General features: G+C 69.5%; 16 protein-coding genes. 2 read left to right on the top strand and 14 right to left on the bottom strand.

Annotation, left to right across the window (positions count from 1 at the left end; translation table 11 throughout):
• Positions 1-45: 45 nt before the first annotated feature.
• From EDD27_RS16860 to EDD27_RS16850, 3 genes are all read right to left on the bottom strand, one after another.
• On the bottom strand, positions 46-5,340 hold the full coding sequence (locus tag EDD27_RS16860; protein ID WP_127933284.1) for a type I polyketide synthase: 5,295 nt from the start codon (positions 5,338-5,340) through the stop codon (positions 46-48).
• Positions 5,341-5,518: 178 nt separating this feature from the next.
• Positions 5,519-5,932: a VOC family protein gene (locus tag EDD27_RS16855; RefSeq protein WP_127933283.1), complete on the bottom strand. Its 414-nt coding sequence runs from the start codon at positions 5,930-5,932 to the stop codon at positions 5,519-5,521.
• Between the two features lie 10 nt (positions 5,933-5,942).
• Positions 5,943-6,383, bottom strand: a complete 441-nt coding sequence (locus EDD27_RS16850) for a helix-turn-helix transcriptional regulator (protein WP_127933282.1) — start codon at positions 6,381-6,383, stop codon at positions 5,943-5,945.
• A gap of 137 nt (positions 6,384-6,520) precedes the next feature.
• On the opposite strand from EDD27_RS16850, the gene EDD27_RS16845 reads away from it, so the two are divergent.
• Positions 6,521-8,167, top strand: coding sequence for a RecQ family ATP-dependent DNA helicase (locus tag EDD27_RS16845; protein WP_338324646.1), 1,647 nt, complete (start codon positions 6,521-6,523; stop codon positions 8,165-8,167).
• Positions 8,168-8,198: 31 nt separating this feature from the next.
• Here the strand turns inward: EDD27_RS16845 and EDD27_RS16840 are convergent, their stop codons facing one another.
• The 7 genes from EDD27_RS16840 to EDD27_RS16810 form a co-directional block, all read right to left on the bottom strand.
• Complete coding sequence (locus tag EDD27_RS16840; RefSeq protein WP_127933281.1) at positions 8,199-8,573, bottom strand: chorismate mutase; 375 nt, start codon at positions 8,571-8,573, stop codon at positions 8,199-8,201.
• Positions 8,574-8,640: 67 nt separating this feature from the next.
• Positions 8,641-9,243: a gluconokinase gene (locus tag EDD27_RS16835; RefSeq protein ID WP_127933280.1), complete on the bottom strand. Its 603-nt coding sequence runs from the start codon at positions 9,241-9,243 to the stop codon at positions 8,641-8,643.
• Complete coding sequence (gene manD / locus EDD27_RS16830) at positions 9,233-10,462, bottom strand: D-mannonate dehydratase ManD (protein ID WP_127933279.1); 1,230 nt, start codon at positions 10,460-10,462, stop codon at positions 9,233-9,235. Before manD ends, EDD27_RS16835 begins: the two co-directional genes overlap by 11 nt.
• A gap of 39 nt (positions 10,463-10,501) precedes the next feature.
• The gene (gene dgoD / locus EDD27_RS16825; protein WP_127933278.1) at positions 10,502-11,650 is read right to left on the bottom strand and encodes a galactonate dehydratase; all 1,149 of its coding nucleotides are present in this window, start codon (positions 11,648-11,650) and stop codon (positions 10,502-10,504) included.
• A gap of 6 nt (positions 11,651-11,656) precedes the next feature.
• Positions 11,657-12,472 (bottom strand): carbohydrate ABC transporter permease, encoded by an 816-nt coding sequence (locus EDD27_RS16820; RefSeq protein ID WP_127933277.1) that lies wholly within the window; start codon positions 12,470-12,472, stop codon positions 11,657-11,659.
• Positions 12,469-13,413 carry a carbohydrate ABC transporter permease gene (locus EDD27_RS16815; protein ID WP_206641453.1) on the bottom strand — a complete coding sequence of 315 codons (945 nt, stop codon included), beginning with the start codon at positions 13,411-13,413 and terminating at the stop codon, positions 12,469-12,471. Before EDD27_RS16815 ends, EDD27_RS16820 begins: the two co-directional genes overlap by 4 nt.
• Positions 13,414-13,480: 67 nt before the next feature.
• Positions 13,481-14,767, bottom strand: a complete 1,287-nt coding sequence (locus EDD27_RS16810) for an ABC transporter substrate-binding protein (protein WP_206641452.1) — start codon at positions 14,765-14,767, stop codon at positions 13,481-13,483.
• 138 nt (positions 14,768-14,905) lie between these two features.
• Here EDD27_RS16810 and EDD27_RS16805 point away from each other — a divergent pair, with 138 nt between their 5' ends.
• Complete coding sequence (locus EDD27_RS16805) at positions 14,906-15,667, top strand: FadR/GntR family transcriptional regulator (protein ID WP_206641451.1); 762 nt, start codon at positions 14,906-14,908, stop codon at positions 15,665-15,667.
• 75 nt (positions 15,668-15,742) lie between these two features.
• Here EDD27_RS16805 and EDD27_RS16800 read toward each other — a convergent pair whose 3' ends face one another.
• From EDD27_RS16800 to EDD27_RS16785, 4 genes are all read right to left on the bottom strand, one after another.
• A complete protein-coding gene (locus EDD27_RS16800; RefSeq protein WP_127933274.1) occupies positions 15,743-16,609 on the bottom strand; it encodes a sugar phosphate isomerase/epimerase family protein in 867 nt (288 codons plus the stop codon).
• Positions 16,606-17,367 carry an ATP-binding cassette domain-containing protein gene (locus EDD27_RS16795; RefSeq protein WP_241564078.1) on the bottom strand — a complete coding sequence of 254 codons (762 nt, stop codon included), beginning with the start codon at positions 17,365-17,367 and terminating at the stop codon, positions 16,606-16,608. The genes EDD27_RS16800 and EDD27_RS16795 overlap by 4 nt, the downstream gene beginning before the upstream one ends.
• Positions 17,368-17,400: 33 nt before the next feature.
• Positions 17,401-18,453 (bottom strand): ABC transporter permease, encoded by a 1,053-nt coding sequence (locus tag EDD27_RS16790; protein ID WP_127933272.1) that lies wholly within the window; start codon positions 18,451-18,453, stop codon positions 17,401-17,403.
• A gap of 76 nt (positions 18,454-18,529) precedes the next feature.
• A complete protein-coding gene (locus EDD27_RS16785; RefSeq protein ID WP_127933271.1) occupies positions 18,530-19,612 on the bottom strand; it encodes a substrate-binding domain-containing protein in 1,083 nt (360 codons plus the stop codon).
• Positions 19,613-19,615: the final 3 nt, after the last annotated feature.

Raw genomic sequence — 19,615 nt, 5'->3', positions numbered from 1 at the left:
AAGCCATCGATCCGGTTTCTCCCGAGACGCCGGCCGTATCTGCGCTCAGCGAATATCCGTCTGCTGGAGCGCCAGGGCTGCGAGGTCGCCGATCGTGCGGCGTTGCAGGAAGACCGCGACCGGCAGGTTGATCTCGAGGTCGACCGCGATCCGGTTCCGCAACTGGACGGCCATGAGGGAGTCGACACCCAGACGGTGCAGGCGTTGCGACGCGTCGACCTTCTCCCGGGGGAGTTGGACGATGGCCGCGACCTGCGTGCACAGGTATGCGGCGAGCAGTCGCTCGGCCGTCTCGGGATCCTGCTCGGCCAGCAGGCTCCGCGTCAGCTCCGGCTCGGCCGGCTGCTGCACGGAGCCCTCCTCGAGCAGCCCCTGGAAGAGAGAGGACGCTCGCAGGGCGGGGAAGAAGTGCGTCCACGTACCGGGCTCGAACGACATGACCCCGGCCTGGACAGGCGGGTCGGCCAGCAGGCGCCCGAGCGTCGTCAGGGCGTCGGAAGGAGCGAACCCGGCGAACCCGCGCTCGTCCAGGCGGAGGTCCTTGCTCGCCTTGGCCACCTGTCCGGTGCCTGCCCACTGCCCCCAGTTGAGGCTGAGGGCGGGCAGCCCGCACGCCCGCCGGTGCCAGGCCAGCCCGTCCTGGTAGGCGTTGGCGGCGGAGTAGTTGCCCTGCCCGGGTGAGCCGATGAGGGAGGCCGCCGAGGAGTAGAGGAGGAAGAAGTCGAGCGGCAGGTGCCGGGTGAGCTCGTGCAGATTCCACGACCCGTCGACCTTCGGGGGCATCGGGGCGCCGAAACGGGCACGATCGAGCTGGGCCAGCGTCCCGTCGTCGAGGACGACGGCGGAGTTGACGACACCGCGAAGCGGCGGCATACACCGGGCGATCTCGTCCAGGAGATCGGTCAGCTGGTCCCGGGAGGTGATGTCCGCCTTGGCGATGTGGATCTCCACGCCGCCGGCCGTCAGCGCCGCGATCCGGTCCGCGGCCTCGGGTGCCGGGCCGCTCCGCCCGACGAGAACGAGATGGCGGGCGCCGTGCTGGACGAGCCATTCCGCGGTGAGCAGCCCCACACCGCCGAAGCCGCCGGCGACCAGGTAGGAGGCGTCGGGGTGGACGGGGATCGGCCGCTCGGAGGGAAGCTGCCGACCTCGCAGCCGGGCGGCGTATCTGCGGCCGTCGCGCAGCGCGATCTCGGTCTCGGTCCCGTCTGCCGTGATCTCGGCGCACAGTGCGCCGAGCGTGGCGGCATCGGGGACGGCCGGGAGGTCGATCAGGGAGCACCGCAGCTCGGGATGCTCGTAAGGGATCACCCGGCCGAGCCCCCAGAGGGCCGTCTGCTCGGGGTCGACATCACCGGTTCCGAGCGGAGCCTGGGCTGCGGTGGTGACCAGCCAGAGACGAGGAGCGCTCTGGTCGCTGTCGGCCAGGGCCTTCACCAGAGCCAGCACATCGAAGCAGCCCTCGAGCGTCCGCGTTCCCGCTCTGGACACGTGCACCACTGCCTTGGGAGGCCAGGTCCCGTTCGCGGACTCGTCCTTGATGAGCCTCTTCCAGTCGTCTTCGCAGGACGGATCCAGGATGCACCGGTCGGGGCTGACTCTTCCGTAGGTGTCACCTGGCTGGACCAGCAGGACCTCGCCGCCGAGGTGGGCGCATACCTCGGCACCCAGCGGCGAGTCGGCCACGACCAGCCAGCGCGCCGCCTCGGGTGCGGAGTCGGGGAGCGGCTCCAGGGCCGTCCACTCGATGCCGTACAGCAGTTTCCGCGCTCGCTGCTCGACGATCTCCGGCAGGTCGGACGCCAGGCGACGGAGCTGGAAGCCGGTGATCGCGGCGATCAGCCGGCCGCTGTCGTCGGTGATGACGACATCGCCTTCGACCAGGTCCTTCTCCTGAGGTGGTGAGGTGCGTACCGCAGAGGACCGCAGCTGCTTTCCGGCTTCCGGCCGCCCGTACAGGCGGCAGCTGCCGGTCCGCACCGGCAGGTACGTGTCCTCGGCGACGCCGGTGGTGTCGAGCAGGGTCATGAGCGGCTGGAGAGCCGAGTCCAGCAGCGCCGGGTGGAGCAGGTAGCGCCCGAGCCCGGGGCTGATGCTGTCGTGTACGGCGAGCTCGGCGACAACGGCCGCGTCCGACCGGTGGAGCGCCGCCACGCCTTGGAAAGACCCGAACTGCTCGATGCCGCGACGCCGGGAGGCGGCATAGTGCGCGGCCACGTCCACCCGTTCCGGACAGGAGGCGAGGTCGGGTACGGCGATCGTGGGGGAGGGGCACGGGCGCAGCAGCGCCGTGGCGATCTCGGTCCACCCCGCGCTCTCACCGCCGGGGGAGGCCGCGTCGGCGGCGAAGACGGTCAGGCGGCGGCTTTCGTCGTCTCCGGCGGCGTCCAGGCGGACCTGGACCCGCTGGGCGGTCTCGGCGGTCAGGAACAGAGCGCGCTCGAGCCGCAGGTCTTCCACCTGGAAGGGTTGTTCCCCGTAGGCCGCCAGGCCGGATGCCAGCGCGAGCTCGTGGTAGGCGGCCCCAGGGAGCACCGGCATCTGGTGCACCCGGTGGTCGGCGAGATACGGCAGCCGGTCGAGGCCGAGGTCGAAGTCCCACACGAGCTGGTCGCCCGGCGCCAGGCGGAGGGCCTCACCCATGATCGGGTGCCCCGAACCGCCCCGTTTCGCCGTGGCCGCACCGGGGGTCTTCCAGTACCGCTCGTGCTGCCAGGGGTAGGAGGGCAGGGTGACGTCGTGCGGGCCGTACGGCTGGATCCGCCCGAAGTCCACGTGACGGCCGGTGACGTACAAACCGGCGACGGCCTCGAGCAGGCCGGTACGGCCGGGCAGGTCGCGGGCGAGTACGGTGACGGCCACCCCCTCCTTGCCGAGGTGGCGCAGGTTCTGCTGCACCGCGCGGGCGAGCAGCGGATTGGGACTGAACTCGACGAAGGTGTCGAAGCCGTCCTCGGCGAGCTGCTGCACGGCATCGGCGAACAGCACCGGCTCACGAAGATTGTCCACCCAGTACGCCGCGTCCATCTCCGGCCCGCTCAGGAACCGGGCGGTGACCGTCGAGAACAGCGGCACGGTCCCGGTCCGGGGGCGCAGCGGCGCCATGAGCTCCAGCAACGGATCGCGCAGCGGATCCATCTGCGGGCTGTGCGAGGCGATGTCCACCTGCACCCGGCGGCCGAACACGCCCTGGGCCTCCAGGTCGCGGAGGATGGCGTCGATCGTCTCCGGGTCTCCGGCGAGGACGGTCGAGGTGGGGGCGTTGCTCACCGCCACGCTCACCCGCCCGCCGTACCCGGCCACGAGTTCCTCCGCACGCTCGGCCGACAGCTCGACGGCGGCCATGGCGCCGCGGCCGCTGGTGGTGCGGATCAGCCGGCTGCGGCCGCAGATGATCCGTGCCGCGTCGTCGAGGTCGAGCACCCCGGCCACGTGAGCGGCGGCGACCTCGCCCATGGAGTGCCCGATCACCGCGTCAGGCTCGAAGCCCCACGAGCGCCACAGGCGAGCGAGCGCCACCTGCACCGCGAAGATCGCCGGCTGGACCACGTCGATCTCGTCGAGCCGCGACGTCTGCCGGTCGGCGGTGAGTTCGGCGATCAGGGACCAGTCGGCGTACGGCCACATGGCGCGGTCGCAGTCGGCGATGGCCGCGGCGAAGACGGGCTCGGTGTCGAGCAGATCGCGGCCCATCCCGATCCACTGCGCCCCCTGGCCGGGGAACACCCATGCGGTCCGGTGCCCCGTCTCGTCGGTCTCGCCGGTGTGCACCCCGTCGGCGTGGCCGCCGGCGGCAAAGGCTGCCAGCTTGTCGGCGGCGTCCTCCGGGGTGTCCGCGACGACCGCGAGCCGCAGATCATGATGGCTGCGCCGTACGCCTGCCGCCGCCCCCACCCGTTCCAGGGCCGCCCCCGGAGGGACGAGCAGGTCGCGGTACCGCCCGGCGAGGGCGGTGAGCGCCTTCGGCGACCGCGCGGACAGCGGCAGCAGCACCGCCCGGTCCGCGTTCCCCTCAGCGGCCTGCGTCGGCGGCGCCTCCTCCAGCACGACGTGGACGTTGGTTCCGGCGATGCCGAAGCTGCTCACCCCGGCGCGCCGAGGGCCGTCCTGCTCCGGCCACGCCTGGCCGCGGTCGCACACCCGCACGGCGATCCCGTCCCAGTCGATGGCCGGGTTGGGCGTCTCGAAGTTGAGACTCGCGGGCAGCCAGCCATGCTTGAGGCACAGCACGGTCTTGATGAGACCGGTGACGCCCGCCGCCCCCTCGGTGTGGCCGAGATTGGTCTTGACCGATCCCACCAGCAGAGGGCGCCCCGCCGGCCGCCCCTGTCCAAGGACCGCCTCCAGCGCGGCGATCTCGACGGGGTCCCCCACGCTGGTTCCGGTGCCGTGCGCCTCGACGTAGGCGACGCTCGCCGGGTCCACCCCGGCGTTGCGGTACGCCGTCTCCAGGCCCGCACGCTGGCCGGGGATCTGCGGGGCCATGAAGCTCTCGCCGTGCCCGTCGTTGCTGGCGGCCACGCCCCGGATCACCGCATGGATCCGGTCGCCGTCCGCCAGCGCCCGGGTGAGGGTCTTCAGCACCACGACGCCCGCGCCTTCACTGCGTACGTAACCGTCGGCGCGAGCGTCGAACGCCTTGCACTGCCCGTCGAGAGCCATCATCGAGCCCTGCGAGAACCCGACGGCGTGGTCCGGCGTGAGGATCGCGTTCACGCCGCCGGCGAAGGCGATGTCGCACGACCCGGCGCGCAGCGACTGCACCGCCAGGTCGATGGCGACCAGGGAGGACGAGCACGCCGCATCCAAGGCCACGCTCAGACCGGTCAGGTTCAGGGCATAGGAAATGCGGCCCGCGTTGCCCCCACGGGTGCTCCCGCCCACCGTGTGCACGTCCAACTCCTCCACGGCGCCGGACTGCAGATCCCAGTAGTCACTGGTGATGACCCCCATGAACACCGCGCCGGTCATGCCGGGCATCTGCTCCAGCGTGAGACCGGCGTCCTCGAACGCCTCCCAGGCCACCTCCATCGCCATGCGCTGCTGCGGATCCATCCGCGCGGCCTCGCGCGGCGAGATGCCGAAGAATCCCGCGTCGAACTCGTCGATGCCCGGGACGAACCCCCCGTACCGAGACGACAGCTTCCCCGGCGTGCCGGGAACCGGGTGGTAGAGCTCATCCACCGGGAACCGGTCCGAGGGGATCTCGGATATCACATTGGCGCCGCGGCACAGCAGGTCCCACAGCCCCTCCGGCGAATCGGCCCCCGGCAATCGACAGGCCATCCCGACCACGGCAATGGGTTCCTGCCGGGATGGAGTTTCACGGATCAAGGTCATGGCAGCTCGAGCCCCCCTGTTGACGATTTCTGCACTGAGCTGGCGGTTTTCCGGCCGTGCAATGCGGCGCGGGCAGCCTGGCAGTCGCGTCTTGAGGATGACTTGTAGATGCCTTGTTCGACGGCCGGTTGTCGAGTCGGTCGGCACGTCGGCGGCCTGGAACAGGTGGCCGGCTCGGTCAGCCCTTGGCCGCCTGCTGGATCCTCACCATGTTGCCCGAGGGGTCGCGGAATGCGCAGTCGCGCGGCCCCCAGGGCTGATCCATGGGTTCCTGCAGGACCTCGGCGCCGGCGGCGGTCCGTACCCGCTCGAAGGTCGCGTCGAGATCGTCGGTGCTGAAGACGATCATCGGCAGGACGCCCTTGGTGAGCAGTTCTTGCAGGGCGTCGCCGTCGGCCTGGGAACGGCCGGCGTGCGGTTCGGAGAGCACGAACTCCGGGCCCGGCTGCGCCGAGCTCCCGAGGGTGACCCAGCGGAACTCGCCGGAAGCGACGTCATTGCGTACGTCGAGGCCGAGCGCGTCGCGGTAGAACGCGAGCGATTCGTCCAGGTCGTTGACGGTGATGTGGCAGTACTTGAGTGCGATGGTCATGTCGCCAACGTTAGGCGGCGGCGACGCGACCCGCTTCTTCAATCCTGCTCGGTGGGTTTCTCGTCGGGCGGGTCTGCACCTTCGCCACGCACGCGGGCATCGCCGCCACGGCGGGGTGCTCCCGGCTGCGGTAAGCGCTCGGCGTCTCTCCCACGAGCTCGGTGAAGCGCGAGCTGAACGAGCCGAGCGACGTAGAGCCGACCGCCATGCACGCGTCGGTCACGCTCATGCCCCCACGCAGCAGCGCCATCGCCCGCTCGATCCGGCGGGTCATGAGATAGCTGTAGGGCGTCTCGCCATAGACCGCCCGGAACCGTCGCGAGAAGTGCGCCGGCGACATGAGCGCGCGTCGGGCCATGGTCGGCACATCGAGCGGCTGGGCGTAGTCCCGATCGATCAGATCCCGCGCTCGGCGCAGATGCGCGAGATTGGCGAGGTCCTCCGGGGTCATGGGCCCGACCATACCACCAGCCCCGACGCCCACCCCGTCGAAGCCGACCGCCTGGGAGGTGGAGCTGGGGCGGCCTGACGGCGCATGCGGCACGGGAGCGCGGGTAATGACCGCCCACCGATGGAAGGGTGGGTGGCATGGGATGGTGGATGGGGCTGACGGGCCGGTTCGGACGGCGGGGGCGGCGGTTACGGGCCACGGCCCGGCAGCGCTTTGGCTGGCGGAAGCTGCGACCGGGCCAGCAGGAGGCGATGGAGCACTTGCTCCGCGGGCGTGACGTGCTGCTCGTCATGCCGACCGGTGGTGGCAAGTCGGCGGTCTACCAGGTTCCTACGCTGCTGCTCGACGGACCCACGATCGTCGTCTCGCCGCTCATCGCGCTCCAGCGTGACCAGGTGACCGGCTTGCTCAAGGCCGACGCGGGCGGCGCCGTGGCGGTGAACTCGACCTCCTCTGTGACGGCCGGGCTGGAGAAGGTGACGGCGGGGGATGCGGCGTTCGTGTTCCTGTCCCCGGAGCAGCTCGCCAAGCCCGACGTCGTCGAACGGCTCGCGCAGGCCGGGCCGTCGCTGATCGCGATCGACGAGGCTCACTGCGTCTCCGCCTGGGGGCACGACTTCCGCCCCGACTATCTGCGGCTCGGGAAGGTCATCGAGCGTCTGGGGCATCCGCCGGTGGTGGCGATGACCGCCACCGCCGCACCGAACGTCCGCGAGGAGATCGTCCGCTCGCTCGGACTGGCCGACCCGGTGGAGATCGTCAGGGGGTTCGACCGGCCGAACATCTCGCTGGAGGTCCGGCGCTTCGTCCGCGCGGGGGACAAGAGACAGGCGCTGATCGAGTACGCCGCCTCCCGCGAAGGTCTCGGCCTGGTGTACGTAGCCACCCGCAGGGAGACCGAGGAGTACGCGGCGGCGCTGGCGGGCAGGGGACGTCGGGCCGAGGGGTATCACGGGGGGATGCGGACCGCCGAACGCACGCGCGTACACGAGCTGTTCACCAGGGGCGACGTGGACACCGTCGTCGCGACCTCGGCGTTCGGGATGGGCATCGACCGGCCGGACGTGCGCTATGTGCTGCACGCCGAGCCGCCGGAGTCGCCCGACGCGTACTACCAGGAGATCGGCAGGGCGGGCCGGGACGGCGAGCCGGCCTCGGCGGTGTTGTTCTATCGGCAGGAGGATCTGGGCCTGCGCCGGTTCTTCGTCGGCGGCCGAGCCGGCCGTGATGCGCTGCTGCGCGTGGCGACGCTGGTTCGCGAGCACGCCGGTACGGTGCCCGCCGGCGAGTTGGCCGCGCTGCTCAAGGTGAGCACGTCACAGCTCGCCAGGCTCGTCAACCTGCTGGAACGGGCGGGCGCGCTCTCCGTGACGGACGCCGGCGACCTGCGGTACGCCTCCGGCAGGCTGACGCCGGCGCAGGCCGCCGCGCGGGCGGTCGAGCTCGACGAGGCACGACACCGCGTCGACGACTCACGAATCGACATGATGCGCGGCTACGCGGAGACCGGCGGCTGCCGCCGCCGGTTCCTGCTCGCATACTTCGGCGAGCCGTACGCCGGGGCGTGCGGCGCGTGCGACACCTGCGAGAACGGTGAGGCGCTCGACCTGACGCCCGCGTCCGGCAAAGGGGGGTTCCCTGTGCGGGCGAAGGTGACGCACAAGATGTGGGGGCCAGGGACGGTCATGAGCCGCGAGCATGACCGGATCACCGTGCTGTTCGACTCGGTGGGCTACAAGACCCTGTCGCTGGCGGCTGTGGAGGACGTGCTCCGTCGTGCGTAAGTCACCTTAGGCGCTCTTGAACCCGGCCGGTCTAATGTTCGCGATCCGCTGATATGCCGCTCGCAATCAATTCGTGGTGGCGGACCACCTCTTCGATGATGAAACCCAGAAACCTCTCCGCGAAAACCGGGTCGAGTTTCGACTCCTCCGCCAGCGCGCGGAGTCTGCGTATCTGCCGTGCCTCCCGTTCGGGATCCGCCGGCGGAAGCCGGTGTTCGGCTTTGAGCCGGCCGACTTCCTTGGTGCACTTGAAGCGCTCCGCAAGGAGATGGACCAGGGCGGCATCGAGATTATCGATGCTGTCGCGCAGGCGCTGAAGTTCTTTTTGGACGAATAGGTCCGGCTGCGGCGCCGCTTCGGCGGTGGTGTCGCCGGATTCCCGCGGCTGCCCATGCAAATTTTCCATGAAAATATTCCCGCTTCATCGCTCCTGGCTTTCGGGAAAGGGATTTTATCATGGCTTTCGCGGTGTATTATGGACCCTGCTTTTCGGCGTCCCGGCGGACCAGGTGCCGGGACGAGCCGACCCTGGCGTGCCCCCGGTGCGATGCGGCCGGCACCAGGCCGAGCCGGGCGACCGCCGCCGCCACCAGCTCGTCCGGCGGCAGCGCCACCTCCAGCACTATCCCGGATTCATCCGGGTCGAGGTGCTCCAGGATCGCCCGCTGCGAGTCGAGCAGGTCAGCCGACATGTAGTGGTCGGTGCGGCGGGTCATCCGGTCCCGGATCAGCTCGGCGGACCCGTCGAGGTGGACGAACTCCACGTCCGGCGGGCCCTGTCGGAGCACGTCCCGGTAGGAGCGCTTGAGCGCCGAGCAGGCCAGCACCGTGGAGACGCCTTCGGCGTGCCGGGCGGCCATCCAGGAGGCCAGGTCACGCAGCCACGGCCAGCGGTCCGCGTCGTCCAGCGGGATGCCGGCGCGCATCCGCGCCACGTTCGCCTCCGGGTGGAACTCGTCCGCCTCGGCGAACCGCAGCCCGGTCAGCTCGCCGACCCCGCGCGCCACGGTCGTCTTGCCCGCGCCCGACACGCCCATGACCACGATGTGCCGGGTGGGCCGGCGCTCACCAGTCATGGACGGTGCCGTCCTTGAGCCGGTTGACCGGCAGGTACGCCGGTTGGTACGGGAATCGCGCCGCGGCCTCCTCGTCGAGCTCCACGCCGAGCCCCGGCAGCTCCCCGGGATGCAGGTAGCCGTCGGCGAAGCTGAACGACTGCTGGAACACGTCGTTGGTCGCCGACCCGTGCTGCATGTATTCCTGGATCCCGAAGTTGTGGATCGCCAGGTCCAGGTGCAGGGCGGCGGCCATGCCGACGGGCGAGATGTCGGTCGGGCCGTGGATGCCGGACTTGATCTGATACTGGGCGGCGTAGTCGAGCAGCTTCCGCATGGCCGTGATCCCCCCGGTGTGGGTGACGGCCGACCGGACGTAGTCGATGAGCTGTTCGCGGATCAGGGTCTGGTAGTCCCACACGGTGTTGAAGATCTCGCCGATGGCCAGCGGCGTGGTGGTGTGCCGGCGGACCAGGCGCAGCGCCTCCTGGTCCTCCGCCGGCGTGCAGTCCTCCAGCCAGAACAGGTCGTACGGCTCGAGCGCCTTGCCGAGCTTGGCGGCCTGGATAGGGGTCATCCGATGGTGCCCGTCGTGCAGCAGCGGCAGCTCGGGGCCGAACTCGTTGCGCACCGCCTCGAAGACGCCGGGCAGGTGGCGCAGGTAGGCGCGGGTGTCCCAGTCCTCTTCGGCGGGCAGCGCGGCGCGCTGGGCGGGTTCGTAGTCGTACCGCTTGCCGTCGACGCTGGGCTGGGCGGCCACGCCGTACACGGCGTTGATGCCGGGTACGGAGGTCTGCACCCGGATCGAGCGGTAGCCCATCTCCAGGTGGCGGCGGATCGAGTCGAACAACTCCGGCAGGTCCCGGCCGGAGGCGTGCCCGTACGCCATGATCCCGTTCCGGGAGGCTCCGCCGAGCAGCTGGTAGAGCGGCATCCCGGCGGCCTTGGCCTTGATGTCCCACAGCGCCACGTCCACGGCCGCGATGGCGGCCATGGTGACGGGCCCGCGCCGCCAGTACGCCGAGCGGTAGAGGAACTGCCAGGTGTCCTCGATGCGATGCGGGTCCCGCCCGATCAGCAGGGGGACCACGTGGTCGGCCAGGTACGAGGCGACCGCCAGCTCCCGCCCGTTGAGGGTGCCGTCCCCCAGCCCGGTGATCCCCTCGTCCGTCGTGATCTTGAGGGTGACGAAGTTGCGGTCGGGGCTGGTGACGATGACGTCCGCGGCAATGATCTTCACGCAGGTGCCTTTCTCACAGGTGGTGCTGGACGGTCATGGTCACCATTCCGCGTAGGAGCCGTCCCGGTGCCGCCAGATGGGGCTGCGCCAGGCGTGTCCTGTTTTGTCGGCGGAGCGTACCGCCTCGTCGTCGATCTCGATGCCCAGGCCGGGCGCGGTGAGCCGCTCGACGTGCCCGTCCACGAAGGTCAACGGGGTCTTGTCGAGGCAGTAGTCGAGCACCTCGGCGCCAAGGTTGTAGTGGATGCCGATGCTTTGTTCCTGGATCAGGTAGTTCGGCGTGGCGAAGCCGACCTGCAGGCAGGCCGCGAGGGCGATCGGGCCGAGCGGGCAGTGCGGGGCGAGCTGCACGTCGTACACCTCGGCGAGCGCGGCGATCTTGCGTACCTCGGTGATGCCGCCGGCATGTGAGAGGTCCGGCTGGGCGACCGCGATGCCGGCTTGGAAGACGGGCAGGAACTCCTGCCGGCTGTAGAGCCGCTCCCCAGTCGACACCGGGATGGTGGTCGAGCGGACGAACTCGCCGATGAGGTGCGAGTTCTCCGGGACGACCGGCTCCTCCAGGAACAGCGGCCGGTACGGCTCCAGCAGCGGCGCCACCCGGCGAGCATTGGCCAGGGTGAACCGCCCGTGGAAGTCGACGGCGACGTCGCGGTCGTCGCCGAGCACCTCACGAGCGGCGGCCACCCGGGCGACCACGCCGTTCAGCTCGGCGACCGAGGCGAGCGGGCTCATCTTGCCGGAGGCGTTCATCTTCACCGCGGTGAGACCGGCCTCGACCTGGGCGGCGACGTGGTCGCGGACTTCGCCGGGCTCGTCGCCGCCGACCCAGCCGTACACCCGGATCCGGTCCCGGACCGGGCCCCCGAGCAGCTGATGCACCGGAGCGCCGAAGTGTTTGCCGGCGATGTCCCACAGGGCCTGGTCGAGGCCTGCCACGGCACTCGCCAGGATCGGGCCGCCCCGGTAGAACGAGCCCTTGGTCAGCACCTGCCAGTGGTCCTCGATGCGCAGCGCGTCCCGGCCGATCAGCAGCTCGGCGAGCTGGTCGATGGCGGTGCGGACGGTCTCGGAGCGCCCCTCGCAGGTGGCCTCGCCCCAGCCGACGATCCCGGAGTCGGTCTCCACCCGGACGAAGAGCCAGCGGGGGGCGACGAGGAAGGTCTCTATGCGTGCGATGGTCGTCATGCCCCGTCAGCCCTTTGTCGCGCCGGCGGTGAGGCCGGAGACCACGTACTTCTGCACGAACAGGGCGATCACCATGATGGGCAGGGTGACCACGGTAGTCGCGGCCATCAGGCCGCCCCAGTCGATACTGGCGTAGCCGACGAAGTCGAAGATCGCCACAGGCAGGGTCTTGGTGTCGGCGTCGGAGAGCACGAGCGCGAACATGAAGTTGTTCCAGGAGAAGATGAAGGACAGGATCCCAGCGGTGGCGATGCCCGGCACGGACAGCGGCAGGGTGATGCGGCGGAACGCGCCGATATGGGTCAGCCCGTCGACCAGCGCCGCCTGCTCCAGCTCCTCGGGCAGGCTGTCGAAGTAGCCCATCATGATGTAGACGATCAGCGGCAGCGAGACGAACATGTGGCTGATGATCAGTACTCCGAAGCCCCCGACCATCTTCAGGTTGGAGAAGACGTAGAACCAGGGCACCAGCAGCGAGACGCCGGGGATGACCCGGGCCATCAGCACCACCAGCGCGGATTTCTTCATGTTGAACCGGCTCATCGAGTACGCGGCCGGCACGCCGAGGATCAGCGACGCCACGGTGGCGGCGAACGCCACCCAGAGGCTGTTGACAATGAACTCGACGTAGTTCGCCTGCTGGAGCACCTTGAAGTAGTTGTCCATGGTGGGCGAGAAGACCAGCGCCTTGCCCGGGTCGTAGATGTCGACGTTGGTCTTGAACGACGCGGCGACCATCCAGAGCAGCGGCGCGAGCAGTGACAGCACCACGAAGATGAGCGCCACCACCCGGAACGCCTGGTACGCGGGTCGGGGCTTCATCGCTGCGCCTCCTTGCGCCGGGCGGTTAGGGCCCACATCGCCCCGATGATGATCAGGAAGAAGAGGATGAGGACGGTGGAGGAGACGCCGTACTCGTTGTAGTCGAAGCTGAGCCCGTAGGCGTACACGTTGAGCGTCTCCACCTCGTGGAACGAACCGCCGCCGCGGCCCTTGGTGGCGTAGAGGATGTCGAAGGTCTTCAGCGCGTCGATGCCGCGCAGCAGGATCGCCACGGTCAGCGTGGGCATCAGCAGCGGCAGGGTGACGTGCCGGAACCGCTGCCAGGTGCTGGCGCCGTCGATCCGCGCCGCCTCCTGCGGCTCCTCCGACAGCGAGGTGAGCCCGGCGAGCAGGATCAGCACCACCATCGGCGTCCACTGCCACACGTCGATGAAGATCGTGGTGGGCAGGGCCGAGTGCTGGCCGGCGAGCCACGGCTGCGGTCCGATGCCGACCCAGCCGAGGACCTGGTTGGCCAGGCCGATGTTCGGGTCGAAGATGAGCCGCCACATCATGCCGACCGCGACCGGCGTGGCGACGAGCGGCATCAGGATGGCGACCCGGACCCACCTCTGGCCCTTGAACGGCCGCCAGAGAAGCAGTGCGATCGCCATCCCGAGGACCACCTCGAACAGCAGCGCGACGGCGGTGAAGGTGGCGGTCCGCCCGACCGCGGGCCAGAACCGTTCGGTGTCCGTCAGGACGTCGAGGTAGTTCTGGATGCCCACGAACTCGCTCTCCGCGCGGACGGATCCCTCGGCGTCGGTCAGGCTGAGGTAGCCGGTCCAGGCCAGGGGGAACACGAGCAGCACCGCGACGAAGATCATCGCGGGCGCGGCGAAGAGCCATTTGCGATGGTCGTTGGCCCAGCGCACCCAGCCGGGCGTTTCGGGGTCGGTGGGGGCGCTGCGCGGCGCCTTGGTGGTGGTGATGGTTGCCATGAGGTCTCCAGGGATGTGCGGGGTACGCGGGTGGCGGGCGCTCGGCCCCGCCACCCGCGTGTGCCGCCTACTTGGCCTCGTCGTCCAGGAACTTCTGGAACGCGGCGTTGGCCGTGTCAGCGGCTGCCGCGACGTCGTTGCCGGTGATCGCGTCGACGATCGGCTGGCCGACGATCTCGCGGGCCTCGGCAACCTTCACGACCAGCGGCCGGTCATGACCCACCCCGGCCTTGGTGCTGGCCGCGATGGCCTCCACCAGGTCCTTCGGGAAGGTTGAGGTGCCCTCGGGGTTGGCCCAGACGGAGGTACGCGCGCCCGGCACGCCGGACTTCTGCTGGGCGAGCGTCTGCTCCTTGCTGGTGGCCCACTCGATGAACTTCCAGGCGTTGCCCGTGTTCTCCGAGCTGGCGTTGACGCCCAGTGCCCACGACGGGATGTTGTACGGCTTCGAACCGGCCGGGCCGGCCGGGAACGGCGCGAAGCCGACCGTGTCCGAGACCTTCGATTTGGCCGGGTCGGTGGCGTTCTTGTACAGCGAGTTGGCCTCGGTGTAGAAGGCGGCCTTGCCCTGGGTGAAGATGGCCATCGCCTCGGGCCAGCCCATGTCGGTGCTGACGTTCGCCGGGCCGGACTCCTTGATCAGCCCGCCGTAGTAGGCGTACGCCTGCTTGGCCGCGTCGCTGCTGACCGCAGACTTGCCGCTGCCGTCGACGAAGTCGCCGCCGAAGCTGTAAAGGAAACTGGAGAACTGGGTGACCGCCGGCGACTTGCCGGTACGCGCGACGAAGCCGGCGATGTCCGGCTCGGCCGCCTTGATCTTGGCGGCGGCGGCCTTGAGCTCGTCGAGGGTCTTCGGCGGCTCGCTCAGGCCCGCCTTGGCGAGCAGGTCCTTGCGGTAGTAGAGGACCTCCTGCTCGGTGATGATCGGGACACCGACCGGCTTGCCCTCGTGGGTGGTGGCCTCCACCGGGCCGGCCTGGAAGTCGCTGAAGTCCCAGGTCTTATTGGCCTTCACCTGGTCCGACAGGTCGGCCAGGTACTTGTTCTTGGCGAAGAGCTTCCCCTCCTGCAGGGGGCGGTACATCATCACGTCGATGTCGGACGAGCCGGCGTTCAGCTTGACGTTGTACTGGTCGGAGAGCTGGTCCTCGCCGAGCTGGGTGACCTCGACCTTGAGCCCGGTCTGCTTCTCGAACTCCGGCAGGGCCTTCTTGATGTTCTCCGTCCACACGTGGTTGGCCAGGGTGACCCGGACCGTATTGGACGCTCCGCTGTCGCCGCCACCGCCACAGGCGGACAGGCCCATGGCGGCAACCACGGCCAGAGACGTACCGAATATCGCTCGACGTCGCACGTCGTCTCTCCTTTCTGTCATGGCCGCCGCCCCCCCGGAAGAGCGCCACACTCTCGTAACATCTGCTTAATGCCGGGATGCTAGGACAATAAAGCTGATTTATTCAAGGGCTGACCCTCAACTGATATGCTCTGTGCCGTGAATCAGTCCTCCCCCGGGGGCGCATCCAGCCAGCACGCCCCTGCCGAGGCAGGGCTGCACGCACGCGTCCTGGACCACCTCGGCACCGCCATATGCAGCGGCGACGTGGCCGCCGGTTCCGTGCTGAGCATCGACGACCTGGTCGACCGCTATCAGGTCTCCCGCTCAGTGATCCGCGAGGTGCTGCGGGTGCTCGCATCCATGGGACTCATCGAGACCCGGCGCCGGGTCGGAATCATGATCCAGCCCGCCGAGGTGTGGAGTGTCTTCGATCCGCAGGTGATCCGCTGGCGGCTCGCCTCGGACGGGCGGATGGCGCAGATGCGCTCGATCACCGAGCTGCGGACCGCGATCGAGCCGCACGCCGCCTGGCTGGCCGCCGAGCGGATCGGCGACGACGAGGCCAGCGAGCTGGTCGGGCTCGCGGCCAAGATGTGGGCCGCCGGGAAGGCTGGCGACGAGGCGCGCTTCCTCGTCCTGGACATCGACTTCCACCGGCGGGTGCTGGCCGCCTCCGGCAATGAGATGTTCGCGAAACTGCAACTGATCGTCGCCGAGGTGCTCGCGGGCCGGCACCACTACCACTTGATGCCGCACTATCCGGACGAGGAGGCGTTGCAGCTGCACACCGACGTGGCCCAGGCGATTCAGCGGCGCGACGGCGAGCGGGCCCGGGAGGCCATGGTGGGGATCATGGAGCAGGGCTTCGCCGAGATGAAGTCAATGTGGGAGCAGGCCGTCGAGCCCGGCGGTGCCTGACCGGCGCAGGTCAGCCGAAGGCGACCGCGGGTGCCGCGCTCGTCGAGCAGGTGGCGTGGACGAGCGCGGGCGGTGTCACCAGGACCCGATGTACTTGTCGATGGTCTGGCGCATGAAGGTCGCGGACTCGCGCGCGCGGTCCTCCCAGGCGAACACGCACGAGGTCATGATGGTGTCCGCGCCGTCGGCGAATCCGAGCCGGTGCAGGGTGGCGAAGAAGGTCTCCCAGTCGACCTCTCCCTGTCCGATGTCCAGGTGCTGGTGCACCCGGGCCGTGGAGCCCGGCGGGTTGACGATGTAACGCAGCCCCGAGGAGGCGGTGTGGTCGAAGGCGTCGGCCAGATGCAGGTGAGTCATCAGCGGCCCGGCGTACTCCATGATCTCGACCATGTTGCCGCCCATGTGGAAGGTGTGCGGGGCGCAGTACAGAAACGACACGTGCGGGGAGTCGATCCCGCGGATCATGTCGACGGCGACCTTGCCGTCCTCGACGAAGTCGTCCGGGTGCGGCTCGAGGCGTAGCCGCACGCCCTCACGCTCGAAGACCGGCAGCAGCTCCTCCATGGACTTCCAGAACTTCGCCTCCGACAGGCTCGCCTGCTCGGGACGGCCGTTGAACTCGCTGTTCATGATGGTGCAGCCGAGCTCGACGGTGATCTGGAGGGCGCGCTTCCAGTACCGGACGGCGGCCTCGCGCTCCTCCTCGTCCGGGCCGGACCACCGGTAGAGCGGCAGGACCGAGGAGATCTTCACGCCGGCGCCGTCGAGGGCCTTCTTGAAGGCCTTGACCTTCGCGTCGTCCGCCCGCGGATGCAGGAAGAACGGCATGAAGTCCTCGCGCGGCGACAGCTCGATGTACTCATAGCCGAGATCGGCCACGACGCCGGGGAGCTCCAGCAACGGCACGGACCGCAGCATGTACGGGTCGAGGGCGATCTTCATGCCGATGCCTCCAGTTCCGCGAGCTCCGCCTCGAGGTCCGCCATGGCCTCGCCGCCCGCCATCAGGTCCGTGATCTGCTCACGGGTCCGCTCGCCCTTGCGGAAGTCGTCCGCTTTCCGTCCGTGGATCAGGACCGCGAAGTGGTCGCCGACCATCATGGCGTGCAGGACGTTGTGCGTGACGAAGATGACGGCGACGCCCTTGGCACGTGCCTGCATGATGATCCGCAGGACGTGCGAGGCCTCCTTGACGCCGAGCGCGGCGGTCGGCTCGTCGAGGATGAGGACGTTGGCGCCGAAGTAGACGGCACGCGCGATGGCCAAGGCCTGACGCTCGCCGCCGGACAGGCTGCCGACCAGCCGCTTGCCGTCGGTCACCCGGGTGATGCCGAGGGACTGCATCTCGCGGACGGCGATCTCGCCGGCGAGGCTCTTGTCGAAGCGCTTGAATGGCCCCCAGCCCTTGGTGGGCTCGACCCCCACGAAGAACGACCGGCCGACGCTCATCAGCGGGAAGGTGCCGCCGAACTGGTGAACGGTGGCGATTCCGTACGCGCTCGCGTCCCGCGGGCTCTTGAAGACGACGGGTTGCCCGTTCACCTCGATGGCGCCGCTCGTGGGGGTGTGGACGCCGGAAAGGATCTTGATCAGGGTGGACTTGCCGGCGCCGTTGTCGCCGAGCAGGCACAGCACCCTTCCCGGGTGTACCTCCAGGGAGATGTCCTGCAACGCGTTCGTGCCGACGAACGACTTGCTCACGTCTGCGAGGCGAAGGAGTGGCTCGGGCATGGTTCAGGCCTTCTTCCCGGGGCGAGGCGCGTACGACAGCGCCAACCGGCGGAACGTGTTGTTCATGAGGACGGCGGCGAGGATGAGGACGCCGAGGATGAAGCTCGCCCAGTCGGAGTTCCAGCCTGTGTAGTAGATGCCCTGGTTCACGATCGCGAAGGTGAGCGTGCCGAGGACGACCCCGACAACGGATCCGTAGCCACCGGTCAGCAGGACGCCTCCGACGACGACCGCGATGATGGAGTTGAAGACGAACGACTGCCCGTTGGCGACCTGGGCGCCGTTGTAGAGGATGGTCTGGATCACGCCGACCAGGGCGGCGCCGAACCCGCTCCCGACGTACAGGGCGATCTTGAGCCGGTCGGTGGGGATGCCGGCGGCGCGGGCGCTGTCCTTGTCGCCGCCCACGGCCAGGATCCAGTTGCCGTACCTGGTCATCTGCAGCATCCAGCCGACGCCGAGCGCGACCGCGAGCCACCAGAAGATCGCCACCTCGAACTGGCCGGCGACGAGCGTGCCGAACACTGCCTTCGAGGCCGGGTCGGGGTTGATGGCGACGCTGGTGGTGCCGGTGATCACACGGGAGAGCCCCAGGGTCAGTCCGGCCGTCCCGAAGAGGGTCGCCAAGGTGACGACGAAGGAGGGCACGTTGGTGCGCGTCACGATGAGTCCGTTGAGCAGCCCTACCGCCACGCCGACGCCGAGGGCGAGCACGATGCCGAGGACCACCGGTCCGCCCCAGTAGCCCGAGACGATGGCCAGGGTCATCGAGCTGGCCGCGAGCACGGAGCCGACGGACAGGTCGAGCTCGCCGGCGATCATGAGGAGGCCGACCGGGACGGCGATGATGCCGAGCTCCGCGGCGACGTTCAGCCAGGCCGCGGTGCCGGAGGGCGCGAGGAAGTTGGCGCCGCCGAACACGGTGAAGAAGACGAAGACGCCCAAGGTCCCGATGAGGGCCCCGGCCTCGGGCCGGTAGGTCAAGTTGCGTAGGGTACGGGCCGACGACGTCCCGGGCACTGTGGGGCGGGCCGTGTCGGAGATCTGGACGGTCATTGTTCGTACCACCTCGAGTCTGATCGGAGTGCCGGGCCGGCGTACGAGACCCCGGACCCGGCCGCCTTCGGCGGGATCAGCGGACGCCTGCCTTGACACCGGCGATCGCGGCGTCGACGTTGCCGGCGTCGACGATGGCGGGCCCCGTCAGCAGCGAGTCCTGCGCGACGCGGAGTCCGAAGGCGTTGTAGGCGTAGGCCTGGGATACGGCGAGGTAACCCTGCAGGTAGGGCTGCTGGTCGATGCAGAAGAGCTGCTTGCCGGCCTTGATGCGCTGCAGCTGGGTCTCGCTCATGTCGAACGTGCCCAGCTTGACCTTGCCCGCGGCGCCTGCCTGGTCGATGGCGGCGGCCGCGCTGTCGGCGTCCTGGGTGCTGATGGTGATCAGGCCGTCGATGGTGCTGTCCTTGAGCAGGGCAGCCTTGATCGCCTGAGTCACGGCCGTCGGGTTGCCGAAGCTGGACGAGGGCAGCGGCAGCTGGGTGGACGTGCCGCCGGTGCTCATGCCCTGGGCGACGCCCTTGCACCGGGCCTCGGTGTTCACCGCGCCGGGAACGGTGTTGACGCACAGGACGTTCTTCGCGCCGTTCATGGCGAAGAACTCGCCTCCGGCCTTGCCCGCCAGCAACTCCTCGGAGCCGGTGTAGGACAGCGCGCCCACGTTCTTGGCCTGCTCAGGGCCACCGGCGTTGAACAGGAAAACCGGGACGCCGCCACTGGAAGCGGTCTTGAAGGCGTCGTTCTGCGCCTCCGGCACCCAGTCGGCGCCGATGATGGCGGTGGCGCCCTGGCTTTTGGCGCTGAGGATGAGTTTGGCGGCGTCCGGGCCGAGGTTGTCGTAGTTCTGCGGGCCCAGCCACGTCACCTTGCCGCCGCCTGCCTCGACGACCTTGGCGGCGTCGTCCCCGCCTCGCTTGACCGCGGACCAGAACGGGTCGTCGGACTTGCCGCCGATGACGAAGATGGAGACCTTCCCGCCGCCGGATCCGCCGGTGGTCGCGGCCGCGCTGGGGGCCGCGGCGGCCTGGCTCGCGGTGCCGCTGGTGGCCTTGCCGCTCGCGCAGGCGGTCAGGGTGGCGGCGGCGAGGAGGCTGATCGCCGTCAGCGAGAGGCGGTTGGGGCGGCCCAGCGGACGCCGCCGGGTTCGTGTGCCTTCCATTTT

The sequence above is a fragment of the Nonomuraea polychroma genome (assembly GCF_004011505.1).
GTDB lineage: Bacteria > Actinomycetota > Actinomycetes > Streptosporangiales > Streptosporangiaceae > Nonomuraea > Nonomuraea polychroma.
The sequence above is the reverse complement of the archived record's forward strand: the minus strand, read 5'-3'. Positions and strand labels throughout refer to the sequence as shown.

Coding starts and splice junctions, on each gene's coding strand:
- EDD27_RS16860 (WP_127933284.1), bottom strand. CDS start 5,340: ATGACCTTGATCCGTGAAACTCCATCCCGGCAGGAACCCATTGCCGTG.
- EDD27_RS16855 (WP_127933283.1), bottom strand. CDS start 5,932: ATGACCATCGCACTCAAGTACTGCCACATCACCGTCAACGACCTGGAC.
- EDD27_RS16850 (WP_127933282.1), bottom strand. CDS start 6,383: ATGACCCCGGAGGACCTCGCCAATCTCGCGCATCTGCGCCGAGCGCGG.
- EDD27_RS16845 (WP_338324646.1), top strand. CDS start 6,521: ATGGGATGGTGGATGGGGCTGACGGGCCGGTTCGGACGGCGGGGGCGG.
- EDD27_RS16840 (WP_127933281.1), bottom strand. CDS start 8,573: ATGGAAAATTTGCATGGGCAGCCGCGGGAATCCGGCGACACCACCGCC.
- EDD27_RS16835 (WP_127933280.1), bottom strand. CDS start 9,243: ATGACTGGTGAGCGCCGGCCCACCCGGCACATCGTGGTCATGGGCGTG.
- dgoD (WP_127933278.1), bottom strand. CDS start 11,650: ATGACGACCATCGCACGCATAGAGACCTTCCTCGTCGCCCCCCGCTGG.
- EDD27_RS16820 (WP_127933277.1), bottom strand. CDS start 12,472: ATGAAGCCCCGACCCGCGTACCAGGCGTTCCGGGTGGTGGCGCTCATC.
- EDD27_RS16815 (WP_206641453.1), bottom strand. CDS start 13,413: ATGGCAACCATCACCACCACCAAGGCGCCGCGCAGCGCCCCCACCGAC.
- EDD27_RS16800 (WP_127933274.1), bottom strand. CDS start 16,609: ATGAAGATCGCCCTCGACCCGTACATGCTGCGGTCCGTGCCGTTGCTG.
- EDD27_RS16790 (WP_127933272.1), bottom strand. CDS start 18,453: ATGACCGTCCAGATCTCCGACACGGCCCGCCCCACAGTGCCCGGGACG.
- EDD27_RS16785 (WP_127933271.1), bottom strand. CDS start 19,612: ATGGAAGGCACACGAACCCGGCGGCGTCCGCTGGGCCGCCCCAACCGC.